This is a genomic window from Bacillus sp. EU63, assembly GCF_038592915.1.
Classification (GTDB): Bacteria; Bacillota; Bacilli; order Bacillales; family Bacillaceae; genus Bacillus; species Bacillus velezensis.
Genome location: NZ_CP151944.1, coordinates 3,482,561 through 3,500,655 on the forward strand (window position 1 = coordinate 3,482,561; position 18,095 = coordinate 3,500,655).

Here is an 18,095-nt window from a genome sequence, read left to right on the forward strand (position 1 = left end):
ATGGCTGAACGTGTAAGAGTGCGTGTTCGAAAGAAAAAGAAAAGCAAACGAAAGATCATATTCAAACGGATTTTGCTGCTGCTTACCCTCGTTTTGTTAGTCGCTGCCGGGTTTGGCGGATACAAAGTATACAAAACGATCAATGCGGCAGATAATGCATATGATGCCCTTTCCCGCGGAGACAAATCAAAACTTCGGGATAAAGTCATCAATATGAAGAAAAAACCGTTCTCCATTTTGTTTATGGGGATCGAAAATTATGCCACAAGCGGAAAAGGCGGACGATCAGATTCTCTTATTGTCGTTACCCTTGATCCGAGAAATAAAACAATGAAAATGCTGAGTATTCCGCGTGATACGCGGGTGACGCTTGCCGGCGACACAACCGGTAAAAAATCAAAAATCAATGCGGCTTTTGCTAAGGGCGGAGCGGATGAAACCGTCTCAACCGTCGAAGACTTATTAGGCATACCGATTGATAAGTATGTCACTGTCGACTTCAATGGCTTTAAGGATGTTATTGATGAAGTAGGCGGGGTCGATGTAAAAGTGCCGTTTGACTTCGACGAGATGAGTGACGTCAGTAAAAAGAAACGGATCTATTTCAAGAAAGGAAACATGCATTTGAACGGTGAGCAGGCTTTGGCTTATGCGCGGATGAGAAAACAGGATAAGCGCGGAGACTTCGGCCGGAATGACCGCCAAAAGCAAATCCTAAATGCACTGATCGACCAAATGTCCAGAGCTGGAAATATTGCTAAAATCGATAAAATCGCTGAAACAGCGAGCAACAACGTCCAAACGAATATCCGAATCACTGAAGGACTCGCTCTTCAGCAGATTTACAGCGGCTTTACCAGCAAGAAGATTGATACACTGACCATAACAGGATCAGATTTATATTTAGGCGGAACTGCAACTACGCGCGGAACATATTATTTCCAGCCTGATCCGACCAATCTCGAAAAAGTACGGCAGGAATTGCAGAAACATCTGGATTACCCATCCGGAAGCAGCACGGGAACGGACAGTACGCCTGATTCGACTTCCGACAGCACGGGAACAGACGGCACAACCGATTCAACTTCCGGCGGCACAGGAACAGGCGGCACAACCGACTCAACCAACGGTACTGCTGGTGCAAATGGTACGGACAGCACACAGTCCGGCGGCACAACAGGCTATTAAGAGTAAACCCGATCCTTTGAGCAGGATCGGGTTTTTTTATATAATAAGAGAATAGCAGAATCCACAAAAAAAGCAGACCATTCGCATGATCTGCTCTTTTTAATTTTTCTTTACCAATCTTTTGTAAAACTTGGTAAATGGTTTAAATTGTTCATTTACTAACCCTGTGACCTCTGCTATGATTTGCATAAATACAATCAATACAAAAATAATAAACAGCGAAAGCCAAATGGTCGCGCTTTTCAGCAGGATGGCACTGACGCTGAAAATAAAGCCGATTAAATAAATGATAATGACAGCCGTGCGGTGTGACAGCCCGAAGGCCATCAGCCGGTGGTGTATATGTGACTTATCAGGCGCTGAGATCGGCTGTTTGTTTAAAATCCGCCTGATGACGGCGAATGTCGTATCAAAAATCGGCACGCCCAAAATGATGATCGGAATAATGATACTGAATAAAGTAACACTTTTATAAAGACCTAATAATGAGAGTACTGAGATGACGTATCCGAGAAAGAGCGATCCGGTATCTCCCATAAATATCTTTGCCGGGTGAAAATTATAAAATAAAAATCCGAGTGTGCTTCCTATCACGACAAGTGAAAGTGACAGAATAAGGATTTTCCCTCCGGACAACGCCATAACGGCGATAGTGGAGAGTCCGATGACCGACAGGCCGGCAGCGAGTCCGTCCAAACCGTCAATCAGGTTCATCGCGTTCGTAATACCGACGATCCATAACACAGTCAGCGGGTAAGCGACCCATCCCAATTCTAAACGTTCCGTTAAAAACGGTACGGAGAAAAAGTCCATTTTCAGTCCCGTGCTCACAATCATAATGGCCACGGCCAGCTGGACGAAAAACTTTACCTTTGCGCTTAATTGGTATTTATCATCAAGGATTCCTAAAATAACAATAATAAACGCACCCACCGTGATGGCGGTCATTTTCGTTTCATTATATATGCCGGCCGCGAGCACACCCGCCGCTACGCCGATAAAGATGGCCAAGCCGCCCATACGGGGCATTATTTTATCATGTACTTTTCGGTTGCTGGGCTGGTCAACTGCACCTATTTTGATCGCAATTTTTTTTACGATAGGAGTTAGGATTAAAACCGTTAGCAGAGAGACAAAAAACGCAACAACTATGCGAAACATGCGTTCGTCAAGCATAAAGAAGTCTCCTTTGGAATTATATGAAGTCTTTTCTGATATTGAACCGTTCCTTCCATTATAATTCTTACTAGTTATTATAACAAGCATCATCAAAAAGAAACACGCAAATCAAAAATGCGCTTTCCCTTTTAATGGGATTGCGCATTTTTCAATATACCCGTGCATTCGAGCATTCGGCCGAATAAAACATTCCAATCCCGTTTCCGGGCCAATTCACGGCGCAAAGCCTCATATGATCCGCTGCGGTCCGCTGCCAGAAGCGCGTCGCAGGCCGCAATGAAATCTGCGGGGTCACTGCCTTCAACGTATTCATAGACGAAAGGCCTTTTGATTTTTGACGTAGAAGAAAGGTTGCAGCCGACAACCGGTTTCCCGGCGGCTAAAAATTCAAAAAGCTTAAGCGGAAATACCGCGTCATTATAAGGTGAATTTTTATACGGCATGATGCCGATGTCGACAAGCTGCATATAGGACGGCACTTCATTCGGCGCGGCAGGTCCCGTCCAGATGACATTCGGACGGTCCAAAAGCGACTCGAAATCCGGATCGTCCTGAGCCGTGTTCGGGCCTACCAATAAAATCGTCCAATCAGGCCTCACATCTGCCGTTTCCGCCATAAGCGCAAAATCGAGCTTCGGTTTGATTCCGCCGATAAAACCGAGAACCGTTCCGTTCCGTCCCCGTAAAATGTCTTCATCCGGCTGTTTATTTTCCCGTGAAAACAGGTCATATTCCACTCCGTTTTCAATGGTGAACACTTTCTGGTGCGGATTCTCCAGCTTTTTTCCGACCTCTTGGTGCAGACAGTCAGATGTACACGTAATGGAATCGGCACGCTGTATGATTCTCATTTCCGCTTGTTTAATGATGTTTCTTCTAACATTTGACAGAACTCCGGACCGGCCGCTGATCGGAGCGGCCCACAGATCACTGCAATCGTAAATCACTTCATCCCAAGGAAACAGATCTGCCAGCAGCGGAAAACCGGGGAAGGTGTACCATAAGCAGCAGCGGGCCCCTTCTCCTTCTTCCTTCAGCATGTTCAACAATGGTGAAAGCTTATGCCTGTAGCACATGTCTGTATACCTGCCGAAGCGGAAAGCTTTTTTCTGCATGAGATCCTTTACAGTGAACTGCCGGATTCCCTCGGCGATCCCGGCCATCTGACCATCATTGGCTCGCGGAGACGGGCATACCCAAATGACGCTTTTCGTTTCTTTTTGCCGGGCGAGAAATTCAGCCAGCCGGTGCCGTCTGTATCTCAGCCGGTCATGCCCCCATTCCGCCGCTCCGACGATTACGTGAATAATCGGTTCCACCTTCATCACCCAGCTCCTCTGACGCCTACAGTCTTTTCAAGACCGCGTTTTTCGCATATTGCATAAAACACCACGAAGCCTTGATAAAATGCAGGCGCTCAATTTCTCTATAAACAAACCACGTTTTTTTTGCGGCTTTCCACTTGTTGCTTGAAATCGAATTCTGCACAAGCCTGTATTCTGAAAGGCACTCATTCAGGCCGTAAGCCGTAAATCCCCTTTTCAGCAAGGAAAGCCATGTCGCTAAATCCTGCCGCGTTCTGATATCAGGCATTTGAATCTGCCCTGTCTGCTCTCTGTCAATCATGACCGTTAAACAGCCGATAATCGTGTTTTTTAAAGCTTCATCATATGACAGGCTTTCAGGGGCTTGAATCGTTTTGTCCGTCGGCGTTCCGTCCTGCTCCATGACGCTGTAGCCCGTAAATGAAAAAGCGCAGGACCGCTCTGCCATAAACGCAAGCTGTTTTTGAAGCTTTTCCTTTTTCCATCTGTCATCGCTGTCCAGAAATGCGACATAACGGCCCTTGGCATGTTTAAGGGCTGTATTTCTGGCAGCCGCGGCTCCCCCGTTTTTCTCTAAATAAACGACGCGGATCCGCTCATCCTTTTGTTCATATTGCCGTAAAATATCTCTCGTTCCGTCCGTTGAACAATCATCCGCGATAATCATTTCCCAATGCGGGTGGCTTTGATGTAAAACAGACTGAATCGTGTCTTCGATATATTCACTTGCGTTATAAGACGGTGTAATGACAGATACGAAAGGTTTCCAGTTTGTCATGGTCACATCTCCATCGCAGATTTTTACAAGGACTCTCTAAAAAACTCAGGAATGACAATGAACATAAATGCAACTGCAATGCCGATTAAAACGCCCAGAACCGCTTTCTTTTTCGGCGGCATGCCTTGTCCCGCCGTTTCATTCATCGGCTCTGAATTGATGACGCCGGCCGCTTTCAGGTTCAGCTGCGTATTTTTCAATTCGTATAAAAATCGTTCCTTATCCACTTTGGCGTCCGCGCTGACGGTTTCTCCTTCAAGCGCAGCAATACTCTGCCGCACTACTTTTGCCCGTTTTTCAAACAGGTCCTGGTCATTCTTCAGAAAAGTTTTTATGACGGCTTGAAACACCGATTCGGTCTCCTGTTTGTTTTGGCCGCTGTAGCTGACCGTGATCAATGAATCTGATTGTGTTTCGACAGTCAGTTTACTTTTCACGGCCGCTCTTTCTTCGTCTGTTTTATCAGGCAAAGCCTGCTTTAAAAAGGCATCGCTCGTCAAAAGGAGCGGGATTTCTTTTGTATTGTTATAAAGCGGATGATCATAATTTCCCGCGGCGATCGCGGCTTCTGATGTAAAACTGCTGTTTCCGCTGATTTTTGACGGCAATACATATCCCGCCGCCCCTAACACAACGGGCAGCGCAATGATCCAAATGATATTCTTTTTGATACGCCGGGTTATTCTTGTCAACATATCCTTCATCTCGCATCTCCCTGTTTTTCATAGTACGCCGTGACGGCAGGCTCCTTTTGTAAACGCCTCAATATATTGACCGCCGCGATCACGAGCGAGAGAAATACCCAGTGGAAAAATAAATTTGATACGGAGCTTGGGCTGATGCTGCTTACCAAAAAACCGGCCATCGCCGTGATAAGTCCTTCTGTGACCAGTCTTGACTGATTTTCCGATTTTCTTTCATGACATTTATAAAGTGTCCAAAAAAGGAACAAATAGACTGTCAGGTAACCGAGCATCGTAAGCACGCCGAAGTTCGCCATAATCTCGACGAGCCAGTTGTGCACCTCAACTACGCCGCCCGTATCATAAACGGGCTCCGCTTTTAAATAGTAAGAGACGTTTCCGGCACCCACTCCGAACCCCCAGGAATCAATCACATAGTGAAAGGCGTTCTTTAAAAGATTCGCCCTCGCGAGGTTGGAAGGAAGCGGTTGCTGTCCCGGCATCGCCTGCGGAGCTGAAAACAGATTCAAGACGGCATTGGTGATACGGCCCGCAAATAAAACCGCAAACAGCGCCGCACCCGCTCCCGCAGCGTACAGCGCGAGTTTTTTCAACAGGGAAGGCAGCAGGATGAAGACGTATACAGCCGCCCCCGCGCATATGCCCAGCAGACTCGCGCGCGAACCGGTCAAAATGATTAAATACAAAGCGCAGATCGCAAAGAGCAGGCTGACGGCCTTCACATAGCCGTTTTTCATATTTTTCACCGCCGCCGCATACAGAAAGAAACTGATGCACAAAAACGTCGCGAAATCATTTTGATTAAAGAAAACGGACGTCGGATAATGCTGTTTGTACTGCGGGCCGTTATAAAGCGTGGAGCTCGGCAGATGGTGGTGTGTAAAATGGTTGTAAAAGCCGATCGCCATCACAAAAATGGTCATCACAAGCCATATGCCGTAAAAAACCATCAGCTGATCAAAGCGCTGAATGAACATGACAATAAGATAAATCAGAAACATGCCCATTCCCATTAAAGCTAAATATTTAATCCCGTACGTCACGGATTTTGCCCACAATAACGATAGGAGACCGTATGTAAACCATAAGGCGAAAAACATCAGAATCCCTTTTACATTCACCCGATTCCATCTGTCAATATGATAACGGTTTGTCAGGATGCCGGCGATGTGAAGGGCGCCCGCTCCGATTAATAACAGCCGGTATATAAATAAGCTGAAAAATCCGAGATGGACCGCAAAGAAGGCCTGGTTTAAAAATGTACACGCGATCAGTATATAAATGAGCCCCATAAACATCTGACCGTTTGTTGTAAAGGCGGATAGCAAAGCAAGTCCGGCAATACCGATCATGGCGGCAAGCAGCAGCACGGTGATTTTTCCGAAGCCGGCTTCCGCCCTGACCGCCTCCAGCATGATAAATCCTCCTGTAATGAAAGCGGCAAGCAGCACAAGAACATGTGCCGCTGAACGTTTGATACTCACATGGCAAACCCCTTTCCAAAACCGGCAGCCGAGCCGGGCTGCCGAGAGCCTGAAGACAAATCTTTTTCTATCTTGCCAGTTCTTTTATTTGCCGATCGGCATGAACCGCCGGACGTCCGACGGAATGATAAGTGAATCCTGAAACCCTCATATACTCCAACGGAAACATATTTCTGCCGTCAATGATGACCGGCTGTTTGAGCAGCTGCTTCACTCTCTGAAGATCCATCTCCTTGACTTCCGGCCAATCTGTTGTAATCAGGCATGCGTCCGCGTTTTTGATGGCACTGTACAGCTCTGTGTGATATTCAATGCCGCCGTCTCCTAATATCGCTGACGCTTCGGGAATCGCGATCGGATCATACGCTTTCACGTGAGCGCCCTGCTCTTTAAGACTTGTGATGATATCAAGAGCCGGGGCGGAGCGGACGTCATTTGTGTGCGGTTTAAAGGCCAGCCCCAGTACGGCCACGGTTTTCCCTTTTAAGGGACCGATGGCGCGGTTCAATTTTTCCGTAATACGGACCCGCTGCTTCTGATTGGTTTCAATGACGGCTTCCATCATTTGAAACGGATAGCCGGCGGCGTTTGCGATATGCAATAAAGCCGTTGTATCCTTCGGAAAGCAGGATCCGCCGAATCCGATGCCCGCCTGCAGAAATTTATTCCCGATCCGGCTGTCAAGACCGACGCCTTCTGACACGTGGGAAATGTCCGCCCCGACACGTTCGCAAATATTGGCGATATCATTAATAAAAGATATTTTGGCGGCTAAAAAAGCATTTGCGGCATACTTAATCATTTCCGCGCTTTCAAGATTGGTCTTTACGATCTTCGTACGGAACGGCTTATGAAGCTCTTCAATGACCGAAGCGGCATGTTCGCTTGTGGCGCCGATAACCGCCCGCTCCATCTGCATCGTATCCCGCACCGCCGAACCTTCGCGGAGGAATTCAGGATTTGACGCGACATCAAACGGATATTTTCCCTTTGACGCTTCGCTGACGATTTGGTAAACGAGCTTTCCCGTCCCGACCGGAACAGTGCTTTTGGTGACAATGATTTTGTATCCGTTCAGCTGTTCTCCGATTGTTTGCGCCGCTGCCTTAATGTAGGTCAGATCGGCTTCACCCGTCTTTGACATCGGCGTACCGACGGCGATATAGATGATATCAGCGGCTTTCACAGCCGGCTCAATATCGGCCGTAAAGGATAACCGCCCGGCACTGACATTTTTTTCGGCTAATTCCTCAAGCCCCGGTTCATATATCGGGATGACTCCGTTTTGCAAGCTTCTGATTTTCGCTTCATTGATGTCACAGCAAGTCACATGATGGCCGATTTCCGCAAAACAAGTTCCAGATACAAGACCTACATACCCTGTTCCTAATACAGCGATTTTTTTCACAGCTTCATCCCTCTTTCGAAAGGTTCTCCTCTTGCCCGGCCCGGTTCATTACGGATCGGTATTTCTCTTTCAGCGCTTCCGCGTTTTGGCTTGCGTCAAAATACGTGCGGACGGTTTGATAAAGTTCCTCGGCTGTTTGCGGCGTCCAAGCCTCTCCTCCGTCATATCGCAGAATCGATTCTGCCAGCGTCTCAGGTGAACCCGGCTTGATCAGCAACCCCCGGTGTTTCCCGAATAAAGAAGCCAATCCTCCGACATCGGTGCAGATTACCGGCACCTTCAGAGCGAGCGCCTCAATGACCACAGTCGGCATGCCTTCGCTGTAGGACGGCAGCGCCATTACATCCGAGGCCAGCAGATAGTCCTGTACCTTGTCGTTCGGCACTTGCCCCGTGACGATATGAGCGGCTTCCCGCAATGAAGATGCGGCGGGACCGTCACCGACAAAGACAGCTTCATAATTTTCATCCAATGACTGAACGGCTTTTGATAAGTCGAAAACACCTTTCTCTTTGACAAGCCTGCCGATGAACACGATCAGTTTTTTATCCGGAGGAAGGCCGAGCCGTTTTCTGACGGCTTCTTTCGTCTCGTTCCTTTCTCGGAAGGCGTCAAGCGTGATGCCGATCGGAAGCACGCTGCACTCCGCTTCGATGAGCTTTTTCATTTGTTCCCGCAGACTGCCGCTCACAGCGTAAATATCGGCTGCTTCCCGCACCGCAAATGTAAATGCGCGATGAGCGCTTTTGCTGTAATGCGGATAGACATTGACATCACTGCCATGCAAGGTCAGCACATACGGAATGCCTAAAGCCTTTGACACAATGGCGGCCGCTCCGCCTGACGGCATGGCGAAATGCGCGTGAATCAGATCGGGCTTCAGGCCATGATTTCTAATCGCGGAAAGAACCGATGACGCCATTCTTTTATGCGGCTGCGCCCATTTCAGCTGCCCGGGAACCGCCTGATAAAAAGGCCGGTGGACGGACACGCCTTTCCGCCATTCATGTGCCGGCCTGATATCCTTTTTCCGATATGTCTTTTTCAGCACCCGGAATGGCGCGGCAAGTTTCGGCCGCGGACAAATGACGGTCATCTCCGCGCCAAGCTTTCTCAGTTCTTGGGCCTGCGTCTCATGAAAAACCCCTTCTCCCGGCTTCTCACTGCTCGGATATACACTTGTCATCCACAATACCTTCATAGCAAACGTCCTTTTCTTAATTTACTTTTCATATGCGGATAAGCTTTTCCTAACAGGAATAAATAACACAACGCGCCGCAGACTACGGAGATTGCCAGACGCAGCTTGACATCAAGGCTGATCCGCTCCGTGCCGAAGCTGGCTGTAAAGGCGATGACACCCATTGCCGCCGTAAGGAGAAACGGTTTGGCCACGGCTTTGAAGTAAGCCGACAGACGCAGCTTAATGACATATGCCAACAGCCAGCGCCCGATCAGGAAATTCAGGATGCTGATGAAAGCGTACGTCCAGGCTACCGTCAAGAGATTTCCGGACAGCACGGCGGCGTACAAAGATGCACCATACAGCAGCATCACCCCGGCGTCCCAATAAAACGCCAGATCGGCCCGCCCTTTTGCGAGCAGCACAGATCCGTTCGGATTCATCAGGACCCTTAAAATCCCGACGATGGCGAGAACGTTTAAAACCGGGACAGCCGCCAGCCATTTTTCTCCGAATACCGAAGCCACGAATGCATCCGACACTGAAACCAAACCGAGCAAAAGCGGAAAGGATATCAGCGCCAGTATTTTGGTCATATTAAGAAATCCTTCTCTGATAACGCTGTTTTCATGCTTGTTTTTCGCAAAGACGGGAAACGCGACTCTCGTAATGATCGGATTAATTTTTAATACCGGAAGCGTGACAATCTGGTAGGCCAGATTGTAAATGCCGAGCGCCTCGGCGCCGATAAAACTGCCGATCAGAATCATATCAATATTCGCTCCGAGCCGGTTCACAAGCCGGGAAGACAGCTGAAAGGCCCCGAAAGAAAAGAAGCCTTTCATTCCTTTCAGATCAAAAACCAACGCCGGTCTCCATGTTTTTCTGCAGGACATCCAGTACAGAATGCCTTTTGACGATTGCAGCAGCACCTGAGAAATCACATAGGCGAGAATCGGGTCCGTATAAAAAACCGCGGCCGCCAAATACACGAAGGACAGCACATTTGAAAAGATTTCAATCTTGCTTAACGTGTTAAATGCCAGCGCTTTTTGCAGCATATACTGGTATTGCTGACCGATCGGCGCGATTAAAAACATGACGGCCAGCACGCGGATTAAATAGACAAGCTCCTCCCGCCGATAAAAATCGGCGATGAGCGGACTGCTGAAAAACAGCAGCGCAAACAGCGCAAGCCCCGTTATGATATTCAGCCAGTACAAGGCAGACATCTGTTTATCAGTCACATGATCTTTTTGAATGAGCGCGGCGCCAAAACCCATATCAAGCGCAATTTGGGCAAACACCACTACCGTTGTGATCATGCCGACAAGACCGAATTCAGCCAGTGACATGACCCGCCCGAGCAGGGCGAATTGGATGATTTGAATGACCGTAATACACGCTGTCGAAATACTTGTCCATTTGGCGCCGCTCAAGATTTGATTTGTAATACTAGGCATCGTTTTCCCTACTTTTTTGTCTGCTGACCAGAATTTTTATCGCGCCCCGTCACCGGTCCAGATCACTTTGCACGTTTTGAGCATAATCTTCAGTTCCAATGAAAAGGTCAGGTTGCGGATATAGTATAAGTCAAACATCAGTTTTTCCCTCGGTGTCATGTCATATCCCCCGTTGACCTGCGCCCACCCGCTTAATCCCGGCTTAACGGCCAGCCGCTCCGTAAACCCCGGAATCTCAGCCTGAAACTGTTCCGTAAACACGGGACGCTCGGGACGCGGGCCGATCAGGCTCATTTCTCCCCGAAGCACATTTACCAGCTGAGGCAGCTCATCAATACGGGTCCTTCTGATAAAAGCGCCGACCTTTGTCACGCGGGGATCCTTTTTCAGCGCCCAGACCGCCCCCGATTTTTCAGCATCTATTTTCATAGAGCGGAGCTTATACAAATAAAACGGCTTCCCGTCTTTGCCTACCCGCTCCTGCTTATAAAAAGCCGGGCCGGGGGACTCCAGACGAATCAGTATGGAGAACAGGCCCACCACCGGGAGCGCCGCCAAAAGCCCCGCAAGCGCAAACACAATGTCCATGAATCGCTTAAAAGCCAAATAACGGGCCGTTCTTTCCGTAACGGCAGCGGAAGTCCCCTGCCGCACTGCATAGTTATTATTTACATTCATGCTTTTCTCTGCTCCCACTGACACACACCTCACGATTTGTTGGGATGTTTGATGACCTATGCCGTGAGTTTAGCAGATGGATGTTAATTGGAAGTAAAGGAAGCGTTAATGTTTATTAGAATGTTTTGATTATTGTTTTTTTATTGTAAATCTATTCATATCCATAAACGGCCGCTACTATAATTGAAAAGGATCATTATGAGCGGAAAACAACGAAAAAGCCTGCCGATCAATTTTGACCAGCAGGCTCGTACACAAATATATAAAAGTTTTACTTATAATAAGACACGATTCCATCATTGATGGCTGCAGCTGCCTTTTCCTTATAGGATGCTTGCTTTAATTTACTTGCATCAGACGGATTCGTAATAAAAGCCGTCTCTACTAATACACTAGGCATTTTGGAATACTTAATGACATAGAATGGCGCTGTTTTAACCGCTCTGTCTCTTGTTTTTAATGCATTAACAACCTTAGGCTGAATTTGTCCTGCCAGGCGTTTGCTTGCAGCGGCTTGATATGTCTCATCATAGTAGGTCTCAGTTCCGTTTGCAGAAGTTGCATCATTTGCATTGCCGTGAACGCTGATGAATAAATCCGCTCCTGCGGTTGCACCTTTATTTACCCTTTCCTGCAAGGAATAAAATGTATCATTAGACCTCGTCATGACCGGCAGAGCACCTGAAGCATTTAATTTTGTATTCAGCCTTTTAGCGATATCAAGATTGACGTCTTTTTCTAAAATGCCGTTACCTATAGAACCGGAATCTTTCCCTCCATGACCCGGATCAATTAAAATTGTTTTTCCCGCTGCCGGATTTTTCAGCTGGTTTGCAACATTTGAGCTGACAGCCGGGGTATTCCCAATAATGGTAAAGCTGCTTAATTTTTTTCTCCCGATAAAGACTCTTGTTTCTTTTGAAAGATTGCTGCCGTTTGTCAGAATGATAGATTGTTTTTTCTTTGCAGCAAGAGCAGCACCCGCTATGGAGTCTGCATACCCGAAACCATTGCTGACGAATACATTGCCTGTCGGAAGATTTAATTGCTGAACTAGATTGGCCGCAAGTTCGTATCGATTGCTTCCGCTGATTCTTTTTGGAGAAGGGAGTTTCTTAAAGACAGAGGCATTTATGCTCCCGGTTCCCCCTGCTACAATAGAGCTTTTGATCCCCTTGCTTTTTATAGCTCCTGCTGTGGCACTGTTGATAGCTGTTTTATTCGTAAACAAAATTGGATATCCGTTCTTTGCGGCATATGGAATTGCAGCTATTGCGTCAGCATATAAAAATCCGTTTGCAATAACGGCTTTTGAGGCGGCAGGCATTTCCTTTGCTACTTTAGCTGCCGTATCATATCGGTTGCTTCCTGAAATTCTCTTAACACTGATGCCGAGCGCTTTGATTTGATTTGCTGTATTTGCTGACACAGCAGGCGTTCCGCCGACGATAATGACCGTTTTTGTTTTTAATTCTTTCAGACGGGTTTTCGTCTCTGATGACAAATTATCTTTGTTTGTGTAAAGCAGCGGCGCATTTTTCTGATATGCCATCGGGGCAGCGGATATAGCATCTGCATACGAACCTCCGCCGACGACAACAGCTGTACTCGCTGTTGAATACACCTGCTTGGAAAGCGCAGCAGCCGTACCGTACCTGTTGCTTCCCCCTACTCTTTTAACCGCGTTGTCAGCTAAGGCTGACGGGATAAATAAGATGAGTCCCAGCATAGAAATGATCAGGACTTTAAGATAAGAACGCAATTGCCTTCCTCCTGCTCTTGTTTATTTAATAGTCAGTCAATGTAGTGCCCGGATAATAAAATTTTAAAATTGAACTATATGAATCTCCTGAATCCGCTCTTGCCTTAGCGCCGTATTGGCTCATGCCGATGCCGTGTCCATATCCCTTTCCGCTGATTGTAAAAGCAGAACTGTTTTGACTGACGGTCACATAAGTGCTTTTAAACACGGAGGCTCCGATCATCGTTCTCAATTCAGTCACCGGCACAGTCATTGCAGATGTTTTATTTGCCTCGTAATTTCCATTGTTTTGTTTGACAGCGTAATTCACTTTCAAAGTTGCTGTTTTAGCCCGCTGTCCTTTAGTTGTTCCGCTGAATGTAAGATCTTCTATTTTTAAAATTTTAATGGCGGAAGCGCCTGTTTCCTTATTTTTCAGAATCCAATTTTTAATACCGCTCAGTTGAGCTGCATTTGTCTCATTCTTTGAAGCAAACCAAGAGGCCGGCTTATTTACATCAATTGAATCCGGATTGATTTGCTGCTTAGAAAGCGTCAGACTCCAGGCAGTTTGAGGATCTTTTGTGTCTTTTTTCGCAGTTAAATAAGGAACGCTTGAACCCCATACTTCGTCGCTTGATTCTGTATAACCGCCATTACTCGATGAATAAGCCGCCGTAATTAAATTCCCTTTGTAAGTCAGCACCTTATTTTTTGTCTGCTGCACCGCTTTCGTTGTATTGGCATTCCAGCTGTACCCGCCATATACTTGAAAAGCAGTAGTATCAGCAACAGTGCTCCCGGTCTTCGTAATTGAGTATGTTCTTGCCGCAACCGTTTGCGCCTTCAGCGCTTCAAGAGACCAGCTTGCAGGCATTTCATTCGGTACGACACCTTTTAAATAATCTTCAAAAGGAATGTTTTCATTTACAGGTCTGATATATTTGCCTGACTCTATTGAAAAATTAACCGTCCCCAAGTATTCTTTTCCATTCAAACTGATCCGGTTGGATTCATTGTACGTTTCCGGTTTTATTCTCAATGAATTCCCATATGTTTTAATATGATTAAGATTTAACTTTCCATTATTGATTTGTAAGTTGTATGTGCTTCCGCCGGCTAAGTAAAAATGGTTTGAAAGCTCATTTTCAACCCCGGCGGAAATGGAGCTTGTACTTCCGATAAAGTCGTATGCATACGACGCCTTCTCTTTTGTCACTGATTTAGCTGCTGAAGGAACATCATCTTGTTTGATATATAATATTTGGCTGTTTTTTTTGGCGGCTAAAGAAGCGCCAACCAGGACATCAGCATATTTCGTTCCATTAGTCATGACGGCTTTATCAGCCTTCAACTTTAGCTGATTAATGATATTAGCAGTCAATTCATACCGTGTTGATCCGGGTATTCGCTGCACAGTTGAAGTTTTTTTAATTTGATTTTCTACAGCATCACTCACGCTGAACGAACTCCCGATAATTAAGACTTGCTTCGGAAGATCATAATCCGGCAATTTATCCTTTTCAGTCAGTAGAATGGGATAGCCGTTTGCAGCGGCATACGGAGCAATGGCTAAAGCGTCTTGAAAAACATTACCTGTTACAACAATTGCTTTATCGTAATTTCCCATTTGTTTTGCAATGTTTTCTGACAGAACATAACGGTTTTTCCCGCTGATTCTTTTCACAGCTCCATAAGACTTAAGCTTATTTTCAACGTCCTTTGAAATACTTTTAGCCCCGCCGATGACCAGAATATTATCGGGATTGAACTTAGCAATCTGTTTTTCTGTTGTTTTTGTCAAAGTGTCCGGCTGTGTAAATAACACCGGCGCATCCAATTTTTTTGCCAGAGGAATTACTGGTAATGCATCGATAAAAACATCACGATTGACGAGAATAACGGTTTTAGGATTCGTCCATTGGGAGTCAGATGCAAGAGCCGCCGTCTCATATCGGGATGCCCCCGAAAAGCGGTTGGTTACAGACACATGATCACCGGTAACCTGATAAAAACCGGTTGGAGATAAAGAAATGCTTGATTGATTTCCTATGTAATTTGTCAGCTTAACAGATATATTTGAATCTGCCGCAAAGGAAACCGCCGGTATAAGCAATATAACAACAGCTAGAGTCAGTCCTATTAAATGTTTGCAAGTTTTCAAGATTACAGCGTCCCCCTGTTCATTAATTTGCCGGTTCGATATCCTTCAGCATAAGCTGTCCCTTGCTATTTTTTTGATATTTTACTGTCACTTTGTCGCCATTATCCAAATTCTTAACATCGTCGGCTGATTCTTCAGTGATATCAAAACTTACCGGTTCATGATCCACAGTGACTTCTATTGTATGAGTATCCGCCAGTCCTACATAAGTGCCCTCTTTCGTGACCAGCTTTTCACCCGCATCCTCGCCCTGAGATTTTTCATTGTTAACTCCGCACCCGGCGAGAAGCAGTATAAAGAACAAACATCCAAAAATTTTTTTCATTTTTTTCACCTCATTATGGATTATCGACAATATATTATCTATTTTAAAGAAAAATTAAGAAACATTGAAACTTTTTTCGATAACATTCGACTATATTAGGATTTATTGTATTCTATTAGAAAAAAGTGCATTTTCTAGGAGTTCGATTTCCAATTAAAACAGATGAGGTGTATTGAGATGAGAAGTAAACGAAGAAAAAAGAAAAAGACTTTGTTACTGGTCTTCCTGACAATCATCGGCATTTTTATTTTAGTTTCCGGCGGCTTTACATACTACCTATGGCATAAAGCGGCATCAACCGTCGCAAGCATTCACGAAGACATTAACAAATCGAATAAACGCAGCACTGAGGTGAAAATAAATAAACACGAACCGTTCTCTGTCTTGATCATGGGAGTGGACGAACGTAAAAATGATAAAGGAAGGGCCGACTCGCTCATTTACCTTACTGTCAATCCAAAGACAAAAACAACGGAAATGGTCAGTATTCCGCGTGACACTTATACAAAAATTATCGGCAAAGGCACGATGGATAAAATCAATCATTCATATGCATTTGGCGGTACGCAAATGGCAGTAGATACTGTGGAGAATTTCTTGAACCTTCCTGTAGATTATTTCATTAAAGTAAATATGGAAAGCTTTAAAGATGTCGTTGACACTTTAGGAGGCATCACTGTCAACAGTACATTCGCTTTCAACTATGACGGTTATTCCTTCAGCAAAGGCAATATTTCATTAAACGGTGATGAAGCCCTCGCTTACTCACGAATGAGAAAAGAAGATCCTAAAGGGGATTTCGGGCGCCAAGACAGACAGCGGCAGATTATAGAGGGTATTATCAATAAAGGGGCAAGTATCTCTTCTGTCACGAAATTCGGAGATATGTTTAAAGTAGTAGAGAACAATGTAAAAACGAATTTAACCTTTGATGATATGTGGGATATTCAATCCGGCTATAAAGATGCCCGCAAGAAAGTGATTCAGCATGAGCTGAAGGGTGACGGCACTAAAATCAACGGAATTTACTATTATAAAGCAGATGAAAACGGTCTTGCTTCCATTACTAAAGAATTGAGAAGCAGCCTCAACCTTTAAACTAATGCAGAAAAAGCAGCTTCGCATACATTATGCGGAGCTGCTTTTTTGTTACACCTCGAAAGAATCAGGACGCTCTGAACGCAGTCCGAATTGATAGAGCAGCCCCTCAGCAATCCTTCTTGACGCCATGCCATCTCCATAGGGATTAGATGCCCGCGACATTTTTTCATATTCCTGCTTGTCTGTCAGCAGCTGTTTTGCCATCTGATAAATCGTTTCTTCATCAGTACCGGCTAATTTCAGAGTGCCCGCCTCCACTCCTTCGGGCCGTTCAGTCGTATCGCGCAATACGAGAACCGGCTTTCCTAAGGAAGGAGCTTCCTCCTGAACGCCTCCTGAATCAGTTAAAATAAAATACGACCTTGACGCAAAATTGTGGAAATCAATCACTTCAAGAGGTTCAATTAAATGGACGCGCTCCGAATCACCAAAGTGCTTATCAGCAGCTTCACGTACAGCGGGATTCAGGTGTACAGGATAAACGACTTGCACATCGCTGAATTCATCTGCGATCCGGCGGATGGCTTTAAACATATGTTCCATCGGCTGACCTAAATTTTCCCGGCGATGCGCCGTCAGTAAAATCATTCTGTCATTGCCGATTTTTTCAATAATGTTATGGGAGTATTCAGAGTGAACCGTTGTATGCAAAGCATCAATCGCTGTATTTCCGGTAACAAAAATGGAGCTTTCTTTTTTATTCTCATTCAACAAATTTTGCTTCGCTTGCTGAGTCGGAGCAAAGTGGATATCAGCAAGCGAGCCGGTCATTTGGCGATTCAATTCTTCCGGAAAAGGTGAATATTTGTTGCCCGTGCGCAATCCGGCCTCCACATGTCCGACTGCAATCTGGTGATAGAAAGCTGCAAGGCTTCCGGCAAAGGTTGTTGTCGTGTCACCATGAACAAGAACAATATCAGGTTTGATTTCCTTAAACAGGCCGTCCAGTTTTACCAGGGCGTTTGAAGTAATTTCAGCCAGCGTCTGCCGTTCTTTCATAATATTCAAATCAAAGTCAGGCTTAATTTGAAATGCGTGAAGAACTTGATCCAGCATTTGTCTATGCTGGGCAGTCACAGTGACATATGATTCTATTTCAGGGCGTTTTTTTAATTCGAGCACAAGGGGCGCCATTTTTATCGCTTCAGGCCTTGTACCGAATACCGTCATGACTTTAAGTTTTTTCATATCTCTTTCTCCTGTATCAAGTTTGTGATCATTTTTCATTATCAACCCATTTTACACGATATGATCCGCCGGTTAAATATCTTGTATTATTTTTCCCATAAATGAAAAAGGATATATCATTAAGGCTTTACGGATAAAACTTGTTTAATAATGGTTTATCTTATATCATTAAAAGTGTTAAAAATG

15 protein-coding genes are annotated in these 18,095 nt (G+C 45.6%); 2 read left to right on the plus strand and 13 right to left on the minus strand.

The genetic code is table 11. The features are described from left to right. Entirely contained in the window at window positions 1-1,188 is a 1,188-nt protein-coding gene (locus tag NYE38_RS17465; protein WP_339078402.1) for an LCP family protein, read from the plus strand. A 99-nt stretch (window positions 1,189-1,287) separates the two neighbouring features. Here the strand turns inward: NYE38_RS17465 and NYE38_RS17470 are convergent, their stop codons facing one another. From NYE38_RS17470 to NYE38_RS17525, 12 genes are all read right to left on the minus strand, one after another. Further along, window positions 1,288-2,364 (minus strand): MraY family glycosyltransferase, encoded by a 1,077-nt coding sequence (locus NYE38_RS17470; protein ID WP_003151382.1) that lies wholly within the window; start codon window positions 2,362-2,364, stop codon window positions 1,288-1,290. A gap of 131 nt (window positions 2,365-2,495) precedes the next feature. Further along, a complete protein-coding gene (locus NYE38_RS17475) occupies window positions 2,496-3,692 on the minus strand; it encodes a glycosyltransferase (RefSeq protein WP_071182023.1) in 1,197 nt (398 codons plus the stop codon). Window positions 3,693-3,711: 19 nt separating this feature from the next. Next, entirely contained in the window at window positions 3,712-4,470 is a 759-nt protein-coding gene (locus NYE38_RS17480; protein WP_012118576.1) for a glycosyltransferase family 2 protein, read from the minus strand. Window positions 4,471-4,493: 23 nt separating this feature from the next. Beyond that, window positions 4,494-5,174, minus strand: a complete 681-nt coding sequence (locus NYE38_RS17485; RefSeq protein WP_017418812.1) for a Teichuronic acid biosynthesis protein tuaF — start codon at window positions 5,172-5,174, stop codon at window positions 4,494-4,496. After that, on the minus strand, window positions 5,171-6,658 hold the full coding sequence (locus tag NYE38_RS17490; protein ID WP_017418811.1) for an O-antigen ligase family protein: 1,488 nt from the start codon (window positions 6,656-6,658) through the stop codon (window positions 5,171-5,173). Before NYE38_RS17490 ends, NYE38_RS17485 begins: the two co-directional genes overlap by 4 nt. Before the next feature lie 67 nt (window positions 6,659-6,725). Then, entirely contained in the window at window positions 6,726-8,066 is a 1,341-nt protein-coding gene (locus NYE38_RS17495; protein WP_017418810.1) for a UDP-glucose/GDP-mannose dehydrogenase family protein, read from the minus strand. A gap of 4 nt (window positions 8,067-8,070) precedes the next feature. Then, window positions 8,071-9,267: a glycosyltransferase family 4 protein gene (locus NYE38_RS17500; protein ID WP_340801874.1), complete on the minus strand. Its 1,197-nt coding sequence runs from the start codon at window positions 9,265-9,267 to the stop codon at window positions 8,071-8,073. Next, window positions 9,264-10,712, minus strand: a complete 1,449-nt coding sequence (locus NYE38_RS17505) for an MOP flippase family protein (protein WP_017418808.1) — start codon at window positions 10,710-10,712, stop codon at window positions 9,264-9,266. Before NYE38_RS17505 ends, NYE38_RS17500 begins: the two co-directional genes overlap by 4 nt. A gap of 36 nt (window positions 10,713-10,748) precedes the next feature. Further along, window positions 10,749-11,408 carry an exopolysaccharide biosynthesis polyprenyl glycosylphosphotransferase gene (locus NYE38_RS17510; RefSeq protein WP_017418807.1) on the minus strand — a complete coding sequence of 220 codons (660 nt, stop codon included), beginning with the start codon at window positions 11,406-11,408 and terminating at the stop codon, window positions 10,749-10,751. Window positions 11,409-11,661: 253 nt separating this feature from the next. Continuing rightward, on the minus strand, window positions 11,662-13,152 hold the full coding sequence (locus NYE38_RS17515; protein ID WP_021494104.1) for an N-acetylmuramoyl-L-alanine amidase: 1,491 nt from the start codon (window positions 13,150-13,152) through the stop codon (window positions 11,662-11,664). Between the two features lie 25 nt (window positions 13,153-13,177). Further along, on the minus strand, window positions 13,178-15,295 hold the full coding sequence (locus tag NYE38_RS17520; RefSeq protein ID WP_021494105.1) for a SpoIID/LytB domain-containing protein: 2,118 nt from the start codon (window positions 15,293-15,295) through the stop codon (window positions 13,178-13,180). Window positions 15,296-15,317: 22 nt separating this feature from the next. Further along, entirely contained in the window at window positions 15,318-15,620 is a 303-nt protein-coding gene (locus tag NYE38_RS17525) for a membrane protein (protein ID WP_017418804.1), read from the minus strand. Window positions 15,621-15,797: 177 nt separating this feature from the next. On the opposite strand from NYE38_RS17525, the gene NYE38_RS17530 reads away from it, so the two are divergent. Continuing rightward, window positions 15,798-16,718, plus strand: coding sequence for a LytR family transcriptional regulator (locus NYE38_RS17530; protein WP_104842874.1), 921 nt, complete (start codon window positions 15,798-15,800; stop codon window positions 16,716-16,718). Window positions 16,719-16,769: 51 nt separating this feature from the next. Here the strand turns inward: NYE38_RS17530 and wecB are convergent, their stop codons facing one another. Continuing rightward, window positions 16,770-17,909 carry a UDP-N-acetylglucosamine 2-epimerase (non-hydrolyzing) gene (gene wecB, locus NYE38_RS17535; protein ID WP_063636501.1) on the minus strand — a complete coding sequence of 380 codons (1,140 nt, stop codon included), beginning with the start codon at window positions 17,907-17,909 and terminating at the stop codon, window positions 16,770-16,772. Between the last annotated feature and the right edge of the window lie 186 nt (window positions 17,910-18,095).